The 21,713-nt window shown below is 33.1% G+C and carries 23 protein-coding genes; all 23 read left to right on the forward strand.

The window, feature by feature from the left end:
* Nucleotides 1–124 precede the first annotated feature (124 nt).
* Entirely contained in the window at nt 125–787 is a 663-nt protein-coding gene (locus tag CH361_RS18710; RefSeq protein WP_100792352.1) for a hypothetical protein, read from the forward strand.
* Nucleotides 788–1,016: 229 nt separating this feature from the next.
* Nucleotides 1,017–1,637: a hypothetical protein gene (locus tag CH361_RS18715; RefSeq protein ID WP_100792353.1), complete on the forward strand. Its 621-nt coding sequence runs from the start codon at nt 1,017–1,019 to the stop codon at nt 1,635–1,637.
* A 267-nt stretch (nt 1,638–1,904) separates the two neighbouring features.
* A complete protein-coding gene (locus CH361_RS18720) occupies nt 1,905–3,230 on the forward strand; it encodes a hypothetical protein (protein ID WP_100792354.1) in 1,326 nt (441 codons plus the stop codon).
* Between the two features lie 176 nt (nt 3,231–3,406).
* On the forward strand, nt 3,407–4,297 hold the full coding sequence (locus CH361_RS18725) for an LA_2444/LA_4059 family outer membrane protein (protein WP_100792355.1): 891 nt from the start codon (nt 3,407–3,409) through the stop codon (nt 4,295–4,297).
* A gap of 202 nt (nt 4,298–4,499) precedes the next feature.
* Complete coding sequence (locus tag CH361_RS18730; protein ID WP_100792356.1) at nt 4,500–5,015, forward strand: hypothetical protein; 516 nt, start codon at nt 4,500–4,502, stop codon at nt 5,013–5,015.
* Nucleotides 5,016–5,324: 309 nt separating this feature from the next.
* On the forward strand, nt 5,325–5,894 hold the full coding sequence (locus tag CH361_RS18735; RefSeq protein ID WP_100792357.1) for an SH3 domain-containing protein: 570 nt from the start codon (nt 5,325–5,327) through the stop codon (nt 5,892–5,894).
* Nucleotides 5,895–6,189: 295 nt separating this feature from the next.
* On the forward strand, nt 6,190–6,528 hold the full coding sequence (locus CH361_RS18740; protein ID WP_100792358.1) for a type II toxin-antitoxin system RelE/ParE family toxin: 339 nt from the start codon (nt 6,190–6,192) through the stop codon (nt 6,526–6,528).
* Nucleotide 6,529: 1 nt separating this feature from the next.
* Entirely contained in the window at nt 6,530–6,859 is a 330-nt protein-coding gene (locus tag CH361_RS18745) for a helix-turn-helix domain-containing protein (protein WP_100792359.1), read from the forward strand.
* Between the two features lie 239 nt (nt 6,860–7,098).
* A complete protein-coding gene (locus CH361_RS18750) occupies nt 7,099–7,656 on the forward strand; it encodes a hypothetical protein (RefSeq protein WP_100736188.1) in 558 nt (185 codons plus the stop codon).
* Nucleotides 7,653–8,030: a hypothetical protein gene (locus CH361_RS18755; RefSeq protein WP_100736187.1), complete on the forward strand. Its 378-nt coding sequence runs from the start codon at nt 7,653–7,655 to the stop codon at nt 8,028–8,030. The genes CH361_RS18750 and CH361_RS18755 overlap by 4 nt, the downstream gene beginning before the upstream one ends.
* A 309-nt stretch (nt 8,031–8,339) precedes the next feature.
* A complete protein-coding gene (locus CH361_RS18760; RefSeq protein ID WP_100792360.1) occupies nt 8,340–8,639 on the forward strand; it encodes a nucleotidyltransferase family protein in 300 nt (99 codons plus the stop codon).
* Nucleotides 8,632–9,000 carry a HepT-like ribonuclease domain-containing protein gene (locus tag CH361_RS18765; protein WP_100792361.1) on the forward strand — a complete coding sequence of 123 codons (369 nt, stop codon included), beginning with the start codon at nt 8,632–8,634 and terminating at the stop codon, nt 8,998–9,000. Before CH361_RS18760 ends, CH361_RS18765 begins: the two co-directional genes overlap by 8 nt.
* Before the next feature lie 1,377 nt (nt 9,001–10,377).
* The gene (locus CH361_RS18775) at nt 10,378–10,557 is read left to right on the forward strand and encodes a type II toxin-antitoxin system HicA family toxin (protein ID WP_100792363.1); all 180 of its coding nucleotides are present in this window, start codon (nt 10,378–10,380) and stop codon (nt 10,555–10,557) included.
* Nucleotides 10,554–10,979 (forward strand): type II toxin-antitoxin system HicB family antitoxin, encoded by a 426-nt coding sequence (locus CH361_RS18780; protein WP_100792364.1) that lies wholly within the window; start codon nt 10,554–10,556, stop codon nt 10,977–10,979. Before CH361_RS18775 ends, CH361_RS18780 begins: the two co-directional genes overlap by 4 nt.
* Nucleotides 10,980–11,248: 269 nt before the next feature.
* Nucleotides 11,249–11,995, forward strand: coding sequence for a hypothetical protein (locus tag CH361_RS18785; RefSeq protein WP_125232081.1), 747 nt, complete (start codon nt 11,249–11,251; stop codon nt 11,993–11,995).
* Nucleotides 11,996–12,305: 310 nt separating this feature from the next.
* Nucleotides 12,306–13,247, forward strand: coding sequence for a hypothetical protein (locus CH361_RS18790; RefSeq protein ID WP_100792366.1), 942 nt, complete (start codon nt 12,306–12,308; stop codon nt 13,245–13,247).
* Between the two features lie 158 nt (nt 13,248–13,405).
* Nucleotides 13,406–14,002, forward strand: a complete 597-nt coding sequence (locus CH361_RS18795; RefSeq protein ID WP_100792367.1) for a hypothetical protein — start codon at nt 13,406–13,408, stop codon at nt 14,000–14,002.
* A gap of 313 nt (nt 14,003–14,315) precedes the next feature.
* Entirely contained in the window at nt 14,316–14,777 is a 462-nt protein-coding gene (locus CH361_RS18805; RefSeq protein WP_100792369.1) for a hypothetical protein, read from the forward strand.
* Between the two features lie 212 nt (nt 14,778–14,989).
* Nucleotides 14,990–16,351, forward strand: a complete 1,362-nt coding sequence (locus CH361_RS18810) for a hypothetical protein (RefSeq protein ID WP_100792370.1) — start codon at nt 14,990–14,992, stop codon at nt 16,349–16,351.
* A gap of 253 nt (nt 16,352–16,604) precedes the next feature.
* Nucleotides 16,605–16,949, forward strand: coding sequence for a hypothetical protein (locus tag CH361_RS18815; protein ID WP_002975840.1), 345 nt, complete (start codon nt 16,605–16,607; stop codon nt 16,947–16,949).
* Complete coding sequence (locus tag CH361_RS18820) at nt 16,936–17,484, forward strand: hypothetical protein (RefSeq protein WP_100792371.1); 549 nt, start codon at nt 16,936–16,938, stop codon at nt 17,482–17,484. Before CH361_RS18815 ends, CH361_RS18820 begins: the two co-directional genes overlap by 14 nt.
* 199 nt (nt 17,485–17,683) lie before the next feature.
* On the forward strand, nt 17,684–18,646 hold the full coding sequence (locus CH361_RS18825; protein ID WP_100792372.1) for a hypothetical protein: 963 nt from the start codon (nt 17,684–17,686) through the stop codon (nt 18,644–18,646).
* Between the two features lie 1,066 nt (nt 18,647–19,712).
* Complete coding sequence (locus CH361_RS18835; protein WP_100792374.1) at nt 19,713–21,506, forward strand: NACHT domain-containing protein; 1,794 nt, start codon at nt 19,713–19,715, stop codon at nt 21,504–21,506.
* Nucleotides 21,507–21,713: the final 207 nt, after the last annotated feature.

The raw sequence follows: 21,713 nt of genomic DNA on the forward strand, positions 1-21,713 counted from the left end.
CCTACGCAAGCGGCGTTCCAGTCCCTAACGTCCCTTCTAGGGACTCAGGGTCGAGGAACGTCGTTAAGTCTAGTTCGTTATACGACATGATTTAAAATCATACGATTCACAAATAATTTGTAAAATGATTACTCCTTCCGATTTCGCATATAATGAGACAAAGGATCTATTAAAAGGTAAGAAAAAAATTCAAGAACCATTTGATGAACTTTTAACTTGGATTTCAGCAAAATATGATGTAAAAACAATAAATGTTTTCTATGATTTTGTTATACCCGACCATAGACCGCGTTTACAAGTTATACTAGAAAAGAGAAATGATTATCTCTTCTTCAAAGAAAAAGGATCTTTTAATTTCAAAAAAGAAATACAAGAGGAAATTTCCGAGAAATTCATCGAAATTATAAATAGAGATAATTATAATAATTTCGAAATTAATTCCTTATTCACCGTTTTCTCAGATTTCGAATCTATTGCGATAGCGGAAGCCAATACTAAAATAACCGAAAGAGAAATCGAAACTTTACTTTCAGAAATTAACGACAAAGAATTATGGAAAATTGAACGTTGTTTCGCGACAACAGTATTATTCTATTACACACTTAAACAAAAAGAAAAATCACTTTTAGAATTGAAAAACAAATTATACACTCTAAAATATTTTGACTTAATTAAAAAATATGATGAATTCGGATTTCTGAATAAAGATACATTTTCCATTTTATTTGACTGCAAAGAAAATTTTGATAAAAATTTTAATGGAAATTGGTTTAATTACTGGCGATAAAACGTTTAATTAAATCACGTCGTATAACAATGACTTAACGCTTCGTTTCGGCACTTGCGGCCTCACTCGGTCTACGACACATTCCCCTCTGGAACTTCTCTTGCCTCCGCAAGCGGCGTTCCAGTCCCTAACGTCCCTTCCGGGACTCAGGGCCGGGGAACGTCGTTAAGTCTAATTCGTTATATGCAATTGCCCCACTTTTCTTGAGTAAAAAAGTATTTGAAAGAAAATGATTACATTCACTCAAACTTTTAAAAATGTTGAAAACAATATTAATTCACTTATATCTAATCTAGGATATAAGTTGGAAGATTTGCACACTTATGAAGCAGATAATACGATGGCAGTGTTCGCTTCCGCAACTTATATAGAAAAGTCTAAAAAACTCTTTTCAAAGAGAAGTAACAAATTTATTAGATTGAGCATAGCACCACTAAGACTAGAAATAGATTTAGATTTTGGTTGGGGAGAGAATACATTTACCATCTATGAACTATATAAATTAGAAGGTAATTTTAAATTTCCTGAGCGGAAATATAGCTTATACGAAGCAATGTACGATGAAAAACAACTGCAATTTGAATTTGAACGTTTGATTAAAATTTTCCAGTTATGCGGGAAAAGATTCCTATCAAACGATATTTTACTAAAACGTGATTTAGAACAGCAAAGACAAAATATATCTTCAGTTACCAAAAATGAAATGATTTCTAAAAAAGCTGAAAAAGCATTCAAAGATCATCTTTGGGAAGATGTGGTAACATTACTTACTGGCAAGGAAAACTCTTTAAGTTCATTAAATCAAATGCGTTTGAAATATGCAAAAAAAAAGATTCAAAAAATCAAATGACAAACTATTTTAAATCATATATTAATCAATATACATATACTTTTAAACCTTCATAAATCAATAACAAGGGCAACTGCATATAACAGCGACTTAACGCTTCGCTTCGGGACGAGCCCTCGCTCGGTCTGCGACACATTCCTCTCTGGAACTTCTCTTGCCTACGCAAGCCTCGTTCCAGTCCCTAACGTCCCTTCCAGGGACTCAGGGTCGAGGAACGTCGTTAAGTCTAGTTCGTTATATGCAATCCCCGAAAATAGGAATTTATAAATGGGTAAACATCAATTAATCACAGGAAAAAGAACGATAGCAATAATTTCGGAACTAGGCAAAGCATTAGGATATCATGTGAAACACGAATATCCCGTCCGAGCTAATGGTAACCCAAATGAAGCTGTTGATGTAGCTTGGCTTTTTGATGAATTACAAGAATTTCCATTGTTCATCTTTGAAATTGAATCAAACAGCACCAATTCTATGGTATATAATCCAACCAAGGTATTTTCACAAGAAGCATCGAAATTCTCCAAACCGCTTTTCCTTTTTCAATTAATTCTAAAAGGTTCATCAAAATCTGGTGTATATACGTCACTGGAAAATCAATTTGGCAAATTTAACTATAAGGCAATTATTCTATCTGAGGTGGGATGGTCAGAAGTTCTTTACGAAATACTTCTACAACATAGAAGATTAACACTGGAATTTGATACTGTCGCTTTTCTAATTTTTCTTAATAATAATTCTGATAAAATCATAATAGACAGTAGTTTTCTTATAAATCTCTATAATCTAAATTATTTGAATTCCAATCGAAGATTATTAGCAAACTATGCAAGATTATCCATTGTAGATAAAACATATAAAGAAGCATTTTCTCATCTTCTAAATAAACTATTTCAGGAAGAAGAAAAAGGAACTCCAATGTCGGACTATGATACATATTATGGAGATCATTGGTATCGACCGTTACACATCGGTCTCGTATATTATTTTGCTACTGAAAACGAAATTAAACTTGAGTTGATTGAAAAATTTAAGAGCTGGCAAGAAAAAAATTCTTTTATGACTATGATTGGTCCGCATTTCGGATTAAACTATGATTATGACACATTCCTAATTTTGAATTCCGGATTTTTACTTACCAATATTTCATGTCTATTGGGCGGTAATAAAGAAATTACTGAATATTGTGGAAATATTTTATTGAATATAATTAAAAAATCAAGAGAGGATAATAAAATTAATAATCTAATTTGGTTATATCATCTTATTACACCTCATAAAAAACAATTAAATTCCTTATATAAATGGACTATCGAACAACTTTATAACTTAGAATGCCTAAATGCAGATATATTACTATTCCCTTATGATGAACCCTTAGAAGAAGATGAATGGCTCGAAAACATTAAAAATTTAAGAAAAAATGAAGAATCGGAATACACAGAATCCAAAATTAAGGAGAAATTAAAAAATGAAGAAAATGAAGATATCTATTCTATAGCTATAGAAATATTAACAAACATTGAATTTGATCAAGAATTAAAGCCCAAAATATTAACAATATTACATTATCAAATCGGGGACTGCATATAACAGCGACTTAACGCTTCGCTGCGGGACTTACGCCCTCGCTCGGTCTCCGACACATTCCTCTCTGGAACTCCTCTTGCCGCCGCAAGCCTCGTTCCAGTCCCTAACGTCCCTTCAGGGACTCAGGGTCGAGGAACGTCGTTAAGTCTAGTTCGTTATACGCCATTTTAATAAAACTTATGAAAAAAAGAAAAATATTAATTTTAATAGCATTACTCATCGTAAACTTCAGCATCTATGCAGAAGAAAAGGAAGAAAATAAACAAAATGAAAGAAAAGGGAACCAAGTTTATATCAGAAGAAATAATGGATATGCTGCACCGAATGAATTTAATATGTATAACAGCTTTTTTCCGATTTCTTTTGCATTTGAGATTCCTTCTATTCAATATAATACTTTCGGATTTCTAAAATTTATAGGTGATTCTAAGCTTAGCATCGAAGGAAATTTTTTTGAGTATAAAAAAACCAATTCTTCTTTTGAAAGAATTAATCCTTATACGGATCAAATTAGCAAAGGAAATCTTGGTACATATTATAGGTCAGAACAGAACTTATTCTTAAATTACCATCTAATTGAAAATAGGATCATTCTTAACTTTGGAATTCAGAGATTGCAAAGTGATTTAAGCGATGGTAGATTTGGATTTAACAACTATAATTTTTCTCAAAACTTTACTGGGGTTACGGCTGGCTTGTTACTTGAATCTCCCCGATTCTATGGTTTTTATATTTCAGCAGGATACAGATATTCGATTCTAAATGGAGTTTCCAATATTAACCACACAATTGTTACTTCGGCTAGAAATTTTGAATTCTCTCAAATTAAAGACAATCCATTCACTAAATACTATGCTACTGAAACAAAGGTCATACTTGGTTACGAATTCAATGATTCCATACTATTATCCATAGGCTTTATTGAACAATCAGCGAAAGTCGTTCAAAATAGAAGTCAAATCATAACTAGCGATCCCTTTTCTACTATATTTATAAGATCTTCTATTGAATATTCTGCAACCAATGAATATTTCGGTTCTACATTTGCATCAATTACTTATAAATATTAAAACGGCGTATAACAGCGTCTTCCCGCTACGTTTCGGCACAAGGCCTCACTCGGCCTACGGCAAATTCCCTTCCGTCACGCTTCTTGCTTCGCAAGAAGTCGCGCCGACGCCAACACCTACTTCGTAGGCTCGGCTACAGGGAACTTCGGGAAGACTAGTTCGTTATGCGTAATCTTTTAAATTTAATATAGGATAAATAAAAATGAAAAAAATTCAAATACTGATTTTCTCTACCATTCTGAGCTGTTCAACTTTACCAAAAGGATTTTCGCCAATTGCTCCTGAATCAAATATAATTGAGAAAAAAGATCTAGTAGAGAATAGAAATATCTATACTCACTCTGATTTAGTTGGCTTATTTAAACCAAAGCCGCTGCATATGTATGTCATTACAAAAGACAAAAACAAATGGTTGAGAATAGTTTTCACTTATACAGGCACAGATTGGATATTTTTTGAAAAAATGTTCCTTTCAGGAAAGGAAGAGAGAATTGAATTTTCAATAGAAAATTATGATAAGTTTACTAATGTTGCAAGCGATGCTTCGATCACGGAAAAAGCTGATATTTTGATTGATAAATCAGAAATTAAAACTTTAAAGAATTTGTTTGCCAAACCATTTACGCTTAGGCTAAGAGGAAAATATCAAAGAGATTTTGACTACGATAATTGTATTTCCTGTTTAGAATTAATAAATTATTATGATTCTTTGAAATAGAAAAAGACTACGCATAACAGCGACTTAACGCTTCGCCTCGGGACTTACGCCCTCGCTCGGTCTACGACACATTCCCCTCTGGCACTCCTCTTGCCTTCGCAAGCGTCGTTCCAGTCCCTAACGTCCCTTCCAGGGACTCAGGGTCGGGAAACGTCGGTTAGCTAGTTCGTTATGCGACATGTGTAAAAAATTCAGCTAGTAATAAAAGAAATAATCTCTTTTCTAAATCAAAAAAACCAAAATCTAAACAAAATTTCTTATAGTAAACTGGTTCATAATTCGCTAAAACCAAATAAGATCGAGTTAAAAATGAAAAGAACATCTCCTGTCATAATACTACTATTAGCCTTCTCTACTCTAAATTGTCACAAATCAAAAAATTTGTATGTAACAGCTAATGAGTCGCTATCTTTAAGAGAAGAGCCTAGTGTATATGGTAAAGTCATCCTTACTCTTCCAAGAGGAACATTAGTAAAATCTCTAGATGAAATTGATAAACAAATAACAATAACTGAAAAAAACGGAAAATGGACAAAAGTCGAAGTATATGATATTACTGGCTGGGTTTTTGGAGGTTACCTCTCTGAAGAAAAACCACCTGAAAAGCCTCTCCTCCCGCCTTTACCAATTACTCTTACATATAGAGATTCTATATGGGGAAAAGGTTACGTGTTAATTTTGAACAATAAATCTAGGCATTATTTGCAAATTAATGCTACTTTTCATAATCCGACTTTCAATCAAACAGGAACATTTCCAATCGATATACCGGCTCATGGATCAACGGAATTTGGATGGAGAGAAGGTTGGAGGTTTAGTCACGGTGAAACAATTACTCTTCAACATGCGGACTATCTTCCACTAAATAGTAAATTTTAAATTTTACACACGTCGCATAACAGCGACTTAACGCTTCGCTTCGGGACTAGCCCTCGCTCGGTCTGCGACACATTCCTCTCTGGAACTTCTCTTGCCTACGCAAGCGGCGTTCCAGTCCCTAACGTCCCTTCCAGGGACTCAGGGTCGAGGAACGTCGTTAAGTCTAGTTCGTTATGCGAACATTTCCGAGATCCCAATTAAGAACGGGCGTCCATGCCCGTTAGAGATATAATAAAGAATAAAAAGCTACAAAAAGCCACTTGACAGATATAACGCATATGTTATATTACTTCTAGTGTATGAGATAAAGAGAACTGAGGAAATAATTCTCTGGATCAAAGAACTAGATAATGACGCAAAAAAAGATATTCTAGTTTCTATTGAAATTCTTAAAGAATTTGGTCCTAGACTTGGACGTCCGCACGTAGATACTATTACCGGATCCAAGATTAAAAACTTAAAGGAACTTAGAGTTAATAGCAAAAATAGACCTTTTCGAATCTTTTTTGTTTTCGACCCTAAAAGAAATGCTATTTTGCTCATTGGCGGAAACAAAGCGACTTCAAAAAAGTTTTATCCTATGATGATTAAAAAATCAGAAGAATTATATTCTGAATACTTGGGAGATTTGTAAGATGCTTAAGAAAAAACAAAAAAAAGAATTAAAAAGCTTTGATACTGACTTAGCCAAATTTGTTCCACAAGATATAATTAGCCAAGCAAAGGCTGAGGCTCAAAAAGAAATTTTCAAATTAAAACTCGCTGAGTTAAGACAAAATCAAGGTATCAAACAAACCGATGTTGATGGTTTTTCACAAGTAAGCGTTTCTAGAATTGAATCTAGATCTGACATTAAAATTTCAACACTAATCGATTATGTTCATGCTTGTGGTTTTGATGTTGAAATTAAAGCTGTTCCAAGAAGAAATAAGAAGAAAGAGGAATTTGTTCTCTTAAAGGCTTAGCTTAAACGCCATCCGTGGCTTAATTTGATTGCTTACATCGGAAACGTCGCATAACAGCGACTTAACGCTTCGCTGCGGGACTTACGCCCTTGCTCGGTCTACGACACATTCCCCTCTGGAACTTCTCTTGCCTACGCAAGCGGCGTTCCAGTCCCTAACGTCCCTTTCAGGGACTCAGGGTCGAGGAACGTCGTTAAGTCTAGTTCGTTATGCGAAATGTTTTAAACTAAAGGAGAAACATGAAATTTAAATTAGTTATTTTATCTATCTTACTATATTGTAATCCAAATCAAAACATTAAGCATAGCGAACAGAATAAAACTATGCCTATACAGAATCAAAATTCCCAAATGGAAGAAAATAAAATCAGAATGTTGGTTGAATATCAATATAACCTTTCATGCACAGAAGACAGTAAAAGTAAAATTTTAATATCCTACTTGAGACAAAATTTGATATTCCAAGCAACAAACATACTATCGGATGAAAAAACTGAAATTATAAACCGAGAAAATTTAGATTTGATATTAAAAGAAGAATATTTGAATAAAAGTGGAATTATTAAAAATAGAAAAAATAGTCAGCTAAATTTACAAAGCCCTGACCAGATTTTCGTATATAACGACCATATTCAGTGTAACAAAAACAATAGATATACAGTTTTCTCACGAATGTATACAATAAATATAACAAACGGACGTGAATTCCCGCACAAATTAATGGTAATTAGCGAATATGAATTAACTCGGCAAAATCAAATCTATCAACTAAATTCTTATTTAAAGGAAATTCAATGAGAGTATTTCTATTCTTTCTAACGATAATTTTTCTAAACACAAAAATTCATTCGCTTACTGCCAGTCAATTAATTCTGGGAATAGAGCTTTCACAAAAAAAAGCACAGAATGGAAAACTTTCAAATGATCAATCAATAGTTGCAACCATGATTGATTATTACATTGAGGGATTCCTTGATGGCACTGTTATGGAATTTGAGACGAATGCAAGACGAGGAAAACGCAATTTCTACTGTACTCCTCAAGAAGGTGTCAATGTAAATCAATTATATAATTTTATATTACGAAATAAATCCAAATTTGATGATCAAGATACACCAAGATCCATTCTCACTATAGCATTATCGGAACTTTATCCCTGTGGTCGGTATTAGCTAGTATCATAAAACACTTCGCATAACAGCGCCTTAACGCTTCGCTTCGGCACAAGGCCTCGCTCGGTCTGCGACACATTCCCCTCTGGAACTTCTCTTGCCTACGCAAGCGGCGTTCCAGCCCCTAACGTCCCTTCCAGGGACTCAGGGCCGGGGAACGTCGTTAAGTCTAGTTCGTTAACCGCCATTTCGCAAAAATCTATCTAAAATATGAAAAAATCTCACCGATTTAATAAAAGAAAGTCAAAACATAAAGAAATTCGATGTTCCTATTATTGACTTTTGAGACCGAATTAGGATAATTCAACCATGAAGGTAGGATCCAAGCAAGAATTGATTAAGGAACTTTCTAAAATCAAACCCATTCTTAATAATGATTTTGGCGTTCTTCAAATTGGTATTTTCGGTTCTTTTGCAAAAGATAAAGTTAACTCGGAAAGCGATGTTGACCTACTTGTTGAAATGAAAAATCCAGATTTCGATTCATTGGTTGGTTTAAAAATATACTTAGAAAAGCTTTTTGAACGAAATGTTGACCTCGTAAGAAAACGAAATCAAATTAAACCCTCTTTCCTCAATAGAATCCAGAAAGATATAATCAATGTCTGAGGAGATAACAGAGCGGTTTGAGTTTATTCTCGAATCTATTCTACTGATCGAAAATCGATTCCTTAAAATCAAATTTCCGGATGATCTCATCAACTCTCAAGATGGAATTACTATCCTAGATTCAATAGCTATGCGATTACAAGCAATCGGAGACAATATTAAATCTGTTGTAAAATTAGACAGTCAATTTCTCAATAAATTCCCTGAAATCGAATGGGAAAAGATTATGAAAATGAGAGACGTTATTTCTCATCATTATGAAGGTCTCGACCACGAAATTATTTTCAATATTTGTAAAAACAAAATTCCGGACTTAAGAATTTCAGTAGAATCAATTCTAAAAATACTCAACGGCGGTTAACAGCGACTTAACGCTTCGCTGCGGGACTTACGCCCTTGCTCGGTCTCCGACACATTCCTCTCTGGAACTTCTCTTGCCTACGCAAGCGGCGTTCCAGCCCCTAACGTCCCTTTCAGGGACTCAGGGTCGAGGAACGTCGTTAAGTCTAGTTCGTTATGCGCAATATTTCAAACAAATTTTTATATGAGAAATTTTTCTACTATATGGATTCTAAATTTTGTAAATATTAATGTCTATAGTGAATTCAGAAACCTTGAGTACGAAATTAGAAATTACCCTCCCAATCAATCAGTCAAAAAGATAAAAATTTAATGAAATTCTTCATTCTTATAGTCTCCCTAGTCTTAAGTTGCCAAACATTATCATCTGATTTTATCATCGGAAATGATTTGCAAACTAAATTACTTTCTCAAACAATTCCTCTATTGACAAATTCAGATAAAAGAGATAGGTACATATTGCAATTGCTAACGATAGCAAATAAGTTTAAAGCCTCAACAAAATATGATAAAAATTCCGCTTCAGCCTGTATAAATGAACTGACATTACTTATATTGCTAAACAATTCCTTGGGTGAACCGTTTGATTTAAGTATTCCTTGCAATGTCGAAGCCGCTAAAGTACTTTAAAATAATCCTTTTGGTAATCTTCCTTTCAGGGAAGCATTTAGGTTCAGAAGAAGAATTTCGATCTGGAAATATCGAAATTAGAATGTGCATTGAAAGAGTAAATAAATGCTTAGATACTTGCAATGTAGAATATCCAAGTCAATATACTAGGTTTCCTGAATATAAACGATATTTATGTCGAGAACAATGTATTACTTACTCCGAAAATAGAATATGCAGTAGCTTATTTAAATCAAGTTATAAATAGATTCTATATATTTAATGTTTGAATTTATCAAAAATCACATTTTAGCAAATAAATCTTCTCAGCGAACTGTTCAAAAATATCGTAAATTGGGAAGAAAAAATATATCTTGAATAGGATTTGACAATTTGTTTAATTGAGATGGTTTGGGAAAATTAATTTGACTAGAAAGTTCCTATATACTAGATTAAAAAAGAAAATCTCATTAATCTTGAAATTAGAAAAAATCGATTCTTTTAATTAATGAAATACTGCGCATAACAGCGACTTAACGCTTCGCTTCGGCACTTACGGCCTCGCTCGGTCTGCGACACATTCCTCTCTGGAACTTCTCTTGCCTACGCAAGCGGCGTTCCAGTCCCTAACGTCCCTTCGGAGACTCAGGGCCGAGGAACGTCGTTAAGTCTAGTTCGTTATGCGAACAGTCGTGAAAATCTCAAATATGTAGAAAAATATCAGAAATAACCAATTGACAAATACAGCCCAAATGCTGTATTATTACTTGTGACGGGAAAAGAATTAGTAAAAATTCTGAGAAATAATGGTTGGGAATTAGATAGAATCAGTGGATCACACCATATTCTTAAGAAAAAAGATAAAACTCTTTCAGTTCCCGTTCACAGCAATCGGGACATTCCAACCGGAACGATGAATGCAATACTTAAGCAGGCAGGACTCAAATGAAAATATCATATCCAGCTATTATTAAATACAGTTCAAAAGAAAAAGTTTTTAATGTTGAGTTTCCTGATTTACCTGGATGTTTCACTTTTGGAGATAATGAGAACGAGGCTATCCTAAACGCTCAAGAAGCTTTAACTGGTTATTTAGAATCAATTGATTCTAGAAGACTAAGCATTCCTGAACCTTCTAAGCTGAAAGGAAAGGACATCAAATTCATTACTCCTGATAAAAATGTCTCTTTTGCTATTTGGCTTAAAAAAAGTAGAGAAAAGCAAGGTTTAAGTCAAAAACAAATTGCTCAAAAACTTAATATCGCATATCAAACTTATCAAAAGTTTGAGGATCCGCATAAATCTAATCCTACTCTCAAAACGATTATAAGATTAGAAGAAGTTTTTCATGAAAATCTTATTAGTGTATAACACGACCGTCGCATAACAGCGACTTAACGCTTCGCCTCGGGACAAGCCCTCGCTCGGTCTACGACACATTCCTCTCTGGAACTTCTCTTGCCTACGCAAGCGTCGTTCCAGTCCCTAACGTCCCCTTCAGGGACTCAGGGCCGAGGAACGTCGTTAAGTCTAGTTCGTTATGCGACATTTTTAAAAAATAAATTTAGTATTTCCATCAAGAGAAGCAATAATTGTCAAATTTAAACATTCAATATAAAACGAAAATTTCAGAAGTGAAAATGAATCTTAATCAAAAATCCTACTGGCTTATAATTACATTTCTGCTATTAAATCTATCCGTTGGGAAACTTAATGCTGATTCTAAGAACTGCTATCTTCCTTTAGTTCGTGGTCAAGTTTTACCTCAAAAAGATTCCAGGGGTGACTGGGAAGGAATCAGGATGCGGCCAGCGCACGGATATCAGTTATTTTTAGAAAGTTCTCTCAAACTAAATCCTTTTTTACCAGGCGATCTTCTTTTAGATATCGACGGATGTTCATTTTCTCATCCAGATTCTCCACCGAAAGGTTTTATGCACCGACTTCTTTTTATTATGATATACCCGCATCTTCAAGGTGATTGGATTCAAAGGTCCGTTATCACACTGATTCGAGGCACTCAAGTCCTCAAGCTCTACTGTCCAAACTTTGATAAAAAACGGTTAATCGAACAGGTTCCTCTCAAGTCAGATGAATCACCATATTTATTAGGAAAATGGATTGAATTTGAAAAGGATACTGATAATTATCTTCAAATCAGTTCTACAGAAGGAATTTATACCTTTATGACAAAATCTAAAATAGATTCAAAAGATAAGAACGATACTGCGGTTACATCAAATTTAATTTGTGATCAAATGAAACTTAATTGTTTTGGTTTTAATGAAGAAAATCATGTAACTGTTATTACTACTAGTGTTTCAAAAAACTATATTATTCTTAACATTAAAGGAATTGCAAATGACCATTACAGACGCATTGAATAATGCTATAATTGGCTTATTTTAATCTAAACGCTACTTTTAATAATCTATTATAAACTTTAAAAATTTTATTGCACTAGATAATAGGTACTTTCAAATATATTAGATAAAAACGTCGCATAACAGCGACTTAACGCTTCGCTTCGGGACTAGCCCTCGCTCGGTCTACGACACATTCCTCTCTGGAATTCCTCTTGCATACGCAAGCCTCGTTCCAGTCCCTAACGTCCCTTCCAGGGACTCAGGGTCGAGGAACGTCGTTAAGTCTAGTTCGTTATACGACATTTGATAAAATTAGATTAAATAGGGAAACATGAATAAGATATTACTTAAATCAATTTTGATAATTTCAATATTATCTATTAAAATTAATTCACAAAATCTAGAAGTAACTGATGAAAGTTTCCAATTTCCATCTCTAATATTTCAAAATAGTAAAGGCAAAAACATAAATTCAGATGCAAACGGAATTGTTACCAAAATTGTCAGAAATAAAGATGATAAAATTCTTATCTTTATTAAAACTAATATAACTTATTTTTATAAAAATACCGAAGTTTCTGAAACTTATAATTTAATTTACGGAAATTTGTCAAAAGTATTCGTTCAGGAAAATGAAAAAATAGGATATGGCAATTCACTTGGATTATGTGAACCAGAATGCTATGTTACTTCTAGCTTCGAAAAACTGTCTCCGTTTCCTGTTCGAATGTCCCAAAGAAAAGCTTTAAAGTTTGATAATCATTTCCTTTTTACTCCAGATTGGATAAATAGGAAAAACACTAATTTCTTATCTTTTAGAAATGCACCATCACTACAAAAGTATTTAACTGATTATTTCAATCGATGGAAAAAAGAAAAGGATAGCCCAAGCGATTATACAATTTTCCACACAAATTCAATAGACAGAATTCAATTCCAAATAAAACTTACGGAAATTCCAAATGTTACAAAAAGAAATGAAGCACTTCTATACACTGAAGAACAAATATACTCCACACAAAATCTATTTTTTACTGAAAACACAATAAATAGCTATAAGATTTCCGGTTATACTCCCGTTATTTTTTGGCAAAAAAATTACGATCAATATTTAAAAGAAGAATATAAACTCAATACTCCTTTATATATCTACGCAAGTGTTACTACTATAGACCATATTAATAAGAGAATTTATATTTGCGCAAGAGATTTTACATTAATCGACAATGAAAGAGTTATTAACGATCGATTAGCCGAATATGAAAAGTTTTAACTATCAAACGTCGTATAACAGCGTCTTAACGCTTCACTTCGGGACAAGCCCTCGTTCGGCCTCCGGCAAATTTCCCGCTAATCCTAACGCCTCCTCCGGAGGCTCAGGGCGGGAAACTTCGTCAAGACTAGTTCGTTATGCGACATGAAAGAAATTTTATGAAAAATTTTGAAAAATTAGACCTACAAATGAAAGCCTATCAACAGGAATTAGTCGAAAACGTTTTTCTAAACTACCAACAAACGATAAAAATCGCGACCAACCTTGGAATAGATTTTACAAACTCAAAAGAGAGAATTCTTAGAGAAATTAATGAAAATGATAAAATATCATTTAACGATAGATATAATGAATTTTTATCTTTCCAAGGAATGATGGATATATTCAATTCAAACAAATCAATTTTAAAAAATCCTGAAATTGTAAGAATGCAAGTAATTGCTCAAAACTACATTTCTTTTACGTATTTTAATGAAATAATTTATCACTCAGTTGAAAAATTCATGCAAAATGATTCAGTTGCAAAAAAATGCATTAACTTTATCACCACTGGAAGAGTCAGATTATTCAGAAACGCATTCTCGCATGGAAATTGGAAATATAAATCTGATTATTCAGGTTTGATATTTTATGCAAGAGAAAATAAGCATGACACTTCATTAAAGGAATTTCATTTGGAGGATTTTGAATTAGGCTTCTGGCAATCATTGAGTAGAACAATTAACTATACATTGTTAGAAACTATAAAACATTAAATTTTAGAAATGAGATGTTGAATTCGGTTTCACGTCGCATAACAGCGACTTAACGCTTCGCTGCGGGACTTGAGCCCTCGCTCGGTCTGCGACACATTCCCCTCTGGAACTCCTCTTGCCTCCGCAAGCCTCGTTCCAGTCCCTAACGTCCCTTCTAGGGACTCAGGGTCGGGGAACGTCGTTAAGTCTAGTTCGTTATGCGAAAGTTCCAAATCTTTTTCCAATAACCTATAAAGATAAAATAGAATTTCAAATTTTTAATTTTAAAAAACCTGCGGCAGTTTGGACATTAATCAAAAAAAAGTGAACAATAATGGAAAAAATACGGTTTGACCTTGATTTTCAGAATCTTTGTAAAGAAGTTATCCAAGTAGCCTATGACTTTATAGGAAATAACGAAAGGGAAACTGAAGTTATTTACTTTTTCGGAACAAAAGAACAAAATGTTTCATATACAGGAGTGTTTTATAAAATAAAAAATCATTTTGCTGAATTGCATGAAGTTAACAACATTTTAGAAAAAAAAATTGACTATTCCAATAAAAATATTTCAACATTAACAACCAAAAATTTGGAAATTCTAGAACAAATATTCTCTTTATTTAAGCTAGACAACAGAGAAATTCCTACCCAAATTAAAATTATATATAACTTAAAAGAGAATAATCTAGAGTCAAAATTGGATTATAAGTTCCATTTTTCAAAGCATAAAACAAAAAGGCCGCCTGATCTGTTCGATGAATGGATAAATTCAATTAAATCAAAAACCAAATAAAAAGAAATTATACTAAAATTGGAACCTTCGCATAACAGCGACTTATCGCTTCGCTTCGGGACGAGCCCTCGCTCGGTCTACGACACATTTCCCTCTGGCACTCCTCTTGCCTCTGCAAGCGTCGTTCCAGTCCCTAACGTCCCTTCCAGGGACTCAGGGTCGGGAAACGTCGTTAAGTCTAGTTCGTTATTCGCAATCCTTAAAAATTAATAATGATCATCAATTTTAGAAAACTACAGGAACTATATACAAAGGAAGGAGCAAGATATGCATTTGAACTTCTAGTAAAAGACCTTCTAAATTCGGAAAATGGCCCTATTAGATCAGTTGCATTAAGTCAAGGAGATAAGGGTATTGAATGCTACTTAGGGAGTCTTGAAGAAAAATCCGTAATTTTCCAATGCAAATATTTTCCAGATCAAATTAATGAAAGCCAAAAGAATCAAATTAGGGAATCATTTAATAAAATAAAAAATAACAAAGATATAAAATGTGAAAAATGGATTCTCTGCATACCAAAAGATTTAAATTTTGATGAAAATGTCTGGTTTGATACTTGGAAAAATAAACAAACAATTCCTATCGAACTATACGATGAATCTTTTTTACGCCATTTATTGAATAAATACCATTCAATAAGGGATCACTATTTTCAAAATTCGAATATTGATCTTTTAAAGACTATAATACAAGAGCTTTATAGGGTAAATATAAGTTTAGAAAATTTAATTGTTAAAGAAAGAACACCAGATTTAAGATTAGGAATTATTACAAATGGCGATGAATTTTCGACAGATAAAATAAATATACTACCATATGCAGATTATAAACTCTTAATTGAAGAAAATATTTCAAAACCAGAATTAATAACTATTGATAACGCAATTGAATATATCCAGTCGAAAGAGAATCAACGGATAAAAACCGAAGAAATAAGTCAAATTGCAGATAGACTTTTCACCTCGTATAGAAAACACTATACAAAATATCAAAATTCAATTCAAAATCATTATCAATTAGTAGCGGAACAACTTAATGAATCATTCTTTGTATTCTTTGTTGAAAATAATGGATCAGTTCCAGCATCAAATATAAGCGTTAAAATCAAATTTCCTCAAAACCTTTTTGTAACCGAAGCTGAATATTCGGATAAATTCAAAAAAAAAGAGTACGATCTAATAGATCCTCCAAATATTGAATCTATTCTAAATGACATTTTAGAAGATGACGAAGACATTATTCCCTTTTTTCAGCCATTATACGATTTAAGTAAATTTAATAAAATTAAACCTATGATACTCCCAGGCTTATTTGGGAAAAGTCAACAAGTCAGAGATAAAATCAAATATAATGAAAAAACGCAAATTGCCCATTTTTGGCTGAATCGAGTATCTCATGCAGGAAGATCTAACTTTCATATAGATGCTCTTTATGTTCGATTAAAAAATTCAGATAACATTACTTTAAAATATAAAATTATATGCGATGAATATGAAAATTTCGTAGAAGGTGAATTAAGTTTTGAATTCACGAAAGAAACTACACAAAAATTACCATTCGATCAGTTCAAGTAAAGCGGACTGCGAATAACAGCGACTTAACGCTTCGCTTCGGGACTAGCCCTCGCTCGGTCTGCGACACATTCCCCTCTGGAACTTCTCTTGCCTCCGCAAGCGGCGTTCCAGTCCCTAACGTCCCCTTCAGGGACTCAGGGTCGGGGAACGTCGTTAAGTCTAGTTCGTTATGCGCAATCCCTATAAACTAATTTCTAGTCCATATCGACTATTTTTTAGTTGATATCTTTGGACAAAGTAGTATCCTTTACCTATGATACTTGATGGCATATTTGGAAATAAAACAGCATCCAGAGTTCTTCTACATTTATTCCATTACAATGAAATTCATTCCGCTGCAATAGCTAATGATTATCAACTCGCTCCGACACCAATCAGATTGCAACTGGAACGCTTCGAAAAAGCCGGTATTCTTGTCGCAAAAAATGTTGGGAGAACTAGAGTCTTTTCATTTAATCAAAAATCTCCTTTTGTTAAACCAATAAAGGCTATCTTAGAAATTTTCTATAATTCATTAACAATAGAAGAAAAAGAAAAAATATTTTCAGAAAGAAGAAGACCTAGGCAAAAAGGGAAACCAGTATATGGAAGAACCTAATTGGTCAGACGTTAACGAAGAAGATCTATGGAAATTCGTTGGATGGCATCTCGCAAATAAAGGAATTCATTCCGTTTTAGTCGGTGGGGCTGTCGTTGCTATTTATTCAAAAGGAGCATATCGTTCTGGTGACATCGATTTAGTTGAACCTCTTTTATCAAAGGCAAGTGATATTAAATCTACTATGGAAAGTATTGGCTTTAGTAAAGTTAACCGCCACTATGTACATCCTAATTGCAAGCATTTATACATTGAATTCGTTTCTGCACCAGTATCAATAGGAGATGATTATCGAATTATTCCTGACGAACAAGAGTTTAAAGGAAAAATTCTTAAAATTCTTTCTCCCACTGACTGTATTAAAGATAGACTAGCTTCCTTTATACACTTTAAAGCAAGAGAATGTTTAGATCAGGCATTGCTAGTTGCAAAAAGTCAAAAGTTTGACTTAAAAAAGGTAGAAGAATGGTGTTTAAATGAGTCTAGCAGTGGAAAAGAAGCTTTCGATGAATTTTTTAGATTATATAAGAAATAATTAAATATACGGGACTGCGCATAACAGCGACTTAACGCTTCGTTTCGGCACTTACGGCCTCACTCGGTCTGCGACACATTCCTCTCTGGAACTTCTCTTGCCTCCGCAAGCGGCGTTCCAGTCCCTAACGTCCCTTCCGGGACTCAGGGTCGAGGAACGTCGTTAAGTCTAGTTCGTTAGTCGCAATCGCAAAAACAATATGAAAATAACAAACATAATTCCTTCCATAATAAATAATTCACTCCAACCTTTCATTAAACTGGAAGTTTATATTGAGTTTGATAGTAATACTTGTTTACCAATAAGTTATAATTCGTCCGTATTTACAATTGATCGAAAATTTATTTCTAACCTAGAAGAGATTTCCTTATTCGTAGACAATAGAACAAAGACTTTAAGTAATACAATGTCCCGGGCAGCAGGTAGAAAAGAAAATTTAGAGACATTTAATATTTCATTTGCATTAAGAATTTCCAACTCTGAGTTAGAATATCTTGAGAAAATAAGAAATGAAGGAAACTTAAAATTAAATATATTAACTTCTGTAAAATATTTGGAAAATAATTTTTCAATATCAAATATAAAATATGGCAGAATTAAAGACCTAAATGTAAATAAAGAACTATTATTTTATGAATATGATCCAAATTATCATCCACACTACACGGATATGAATCTCATTTCGGTAAACTCAAATAGAGACTTCCTAAAATTTAATACAGAAACTATAAACTACTCTCTAGAAATAAAAAGTTCCGACTGGTTAAACGACTTTGCTCCTTACCTTGGCTTGGGTAACTTTTTTGTTATAAAGATACCGACTAATAACAAAACTCTAAAAAATGCTTGGAATTATATAGCTAATGGAGACAAATCCCTATTAGCATGCAATTATAAGGGCGTTTTAGCAAATTGCAGAGAATGTATCTCGCTCATTGATAAAAAAGTGAAATCCAACCCCTACTATCAAAGCAATTTTTTCTTTAAAGAGAAATGGAATCGTAAAATTAACCATTATTTATCATTGGGTCTTCATTTAGAAGATATCAGCGAGAGTTCAGAAGAAATCAATAGTATCTCTAGAGCCGATGCTCATTTTGCATTATTTTCAACAAAAGCTATATTAAACTATTACGAAGAGATATCAGAGAATCTGGATTAAATGCGACTGCGACTAACTACGGGGAAACGCTTCGCTGCGGCACTTACGGCCTTGCTCGGTCTCCGACACATTCCTCTCTGGAACTTCTCTTGCCTACGCAAGCGGCGTTCCAGCCCCTAACGTCCCTTTCAGGGACTCAGGGTCGAGGAACGTCGTTAAGTCTAGTTCGTTATACGTAATGGCGTAAAATTACATAAAAAATTAAATTTCAAATTAGAATATCAAAGCTTCGATGTTTACTCAAAATATAGTTCGGTTCAAAAAGGAAGAAAATACTGTTATTCGCAACTCTATTAATAAACTTTTTATATTTATTTTTTGCTACGCTTCTATTAATTGTAATAAACCTCTTTTCACAGACTCAATATTGGAAAATAAAGATCTGGAATTTAAATATTTAGATTTAAAATCGGTAATTCCCTTTAAATACGACGACATATATTTACAAGTTGATCCCGGACCTTTCTCTACTAACATTTCAAATTTAATTCCAAATTTAGATCTCTTTTATAAGGAAAACGGCTCCGTAAACGGGAATTTCATTAACCCATTAAGCCAAATGTTTAAGAGAACGCAATTTATATTCACTTTTAATCGGCAGGCAATCTATTTGGAATCGATTAACCGAAATTACAGAAACGCTATTGAATTCGATACAAATTGCTTGATTAAAATTAAAGGAAGCGAAAAACCTTATGAAAATGTTGAACCTGCTTTAGCAATAGATTTTTATAAAGTAAAGCATAATGTGAAGTTTAAAAGAATATTGAAAAATGAAAAATATACTCTATTATGTAAATAAGTCCACTAACTTTACAGAAAACTGAAGTAATCAATATAATAACTAACAATTAACCTAAAAGACGCCACTACGTATAACAGCGACTTAACGCTTCGTTTCGGCACTTACGGCCTCACTCGGTCTGCGACACATTCCTCTCTGGAACTCCTCTTGCCTCCGCAAGCCTCGTTCCAGTCCCTAACGTCCCTTCCAGGGACTCAGGGTCGAGGAACGTCGTTAAGTCTAGTTCGTTATACGCCATTTATAAAAATTTGAGGAAAAAATATGATTGAACAAGAAATTCTTAAAGCAAGTGTAAAAGAGATACCTAAAGTACTAAGCGTATTTTTAAATACGTTCACCGAAATTAAGGAAGAAATAAAATTTACATTCGGAGAAGGAATTCAAACTTATATTTCACTTAAATTAAATTCCTTCTCAAATATAAAAACCATACTACATCGACAGTTACCTAAATATTTTTATGATATTTATCAAACCCAGGCGGTGTATTGCAATAAATTACGTATAACAATTGATAGCCATAAGTCACTAGAACAATTTGGACCTTATATAACTGTAATTGGAGGTCCAGGGTCAGGGAAAACCACGTTACTCAGACATATTTTCATGAGTAGTATAAGCTTAGGTGAAAAAATACCTCTATACCTCGAACTCAGACGAATAGACTTTGACAAACTTAGTTTGAACGACATAATTAATCAAACAGTTCAGGAAAATTTTTCAACTGAAAGTAAAAGAATAATTAAAAAATTATTAGAATTAGAAAAATTTATAATATTATTAGATGGCTTCGATGAACTAACATTCTCTATGAGAGAAAAATTCATATACAGTTTAAATAATTATAGAGAAAAATATCCAAACAATTTTTTTATCCTTACAAGCAGACCTAGTCCTGTAGCTGAATTAATTCCAAATTTTACGAACATTAAAATATCTAATTTCACATTAGACGAAGCTATTTCTTTTATCGAAAAGCAAGATTTAGAAGAAGAATTATTGACAAATTTAAAAAAGGATATCAAAGAAAAAAAATGGAATGAAACAGAAAAATTTCTTTCCAATCCACTTCTTTTATCAACTTTCATTCTAACATATAAAAACAATTCAACATTGCCTGAAAAAAATAGTGAATTTTACGAACGGGTTTCAAATGCTCTATTCTCTGAACATGATAGCTGGCATAAAAATGGATATGTTAGAAAATCACACTCAGAGCTAAGTATTGATTCAGTCAAATTTTTACTCAATGAATTTGCTTTTAAAAATACCTTTAAACTACAATATTCTTTTGACTCAGTAACCATTAATTCAGATTTCGAGCAATTTATCACTAATCAAAAATTTAACGCTCAAGTTGATAAGCTTAAAGAAGACTTAACTGTCTCTTATGGTATACTAACGGAAGATTCTGGAGTTTATCAATTTATACACAGAAGTCTACAAGATTATTTCGCTGCCCAAAAAGTACAAAAAATAAACTCATTACATAAAACAATAATTTATGATAAAATTTATGATTTAACAAAAAGAACTTCAGGTTATGAAATCGGAAATTTTATAGAATTTATTTCGGAATTAGATGACTACTATTATAATAAACTTTTTATGCTTAGAGTTTTATCTGAATTTTTCACAAGAATTGATGAAGATTTTTTTATATCTTCGATAATTTCAATTTTTTATTCAAGTTTAAATTTTGATGATTCTGAACATCAATCTATAACCATACCTAGCCATTCATATAGAGCAATTTTTGAATTTTCTTCAATTGAGCGATTGATTTCTAAAACATTATTTAGCTTTAAATTTAAAAATGAGCCTGATATAAAATCTAACTCTAAACTATCAAAACACACCCCAAAGGATAGATATGTATATTCGATTAATAAAGCAAATTATGAAGATTTTGAAAATATGATTTCAAAATTATTTCCGAAGCTTAAATCTGAACTCGAATCTGAAGTTCAAAAACTTTCAAACCTGAGAAAAACAATCGAAGAATACTTAGAAAAATCATTAGAAGAAGAAAGAAGATTACTTGAAAATTTATAAACAGCGCATAACAGCGACTTAACGCTTCGTTTCGGGACTTACGCCCTCACTCGGTCTCCGACACATTCCTCTCTGGAACTCCTCTTGCCTACGCAAGCCTCGTTCCAGTCCCTAACGTCCCTCCGGGACTCAGGGCCGAGGAACGTCGTTAAGTCTAATTCGTTATGCGAAAATTTTCGGGCGCTTATGTTTTAATAAATTGCGAGC

Origin of the sequence: Leptospira brenneri (assembly GCF_002812125.1) — a bacterium.
GTDB classification, from domain to species: Bacteria; Spirochaetota; Leptospiria; order Leptospirales; family Leptospiraceae; genus Leptospira_A; species Leptospira_A brenneri.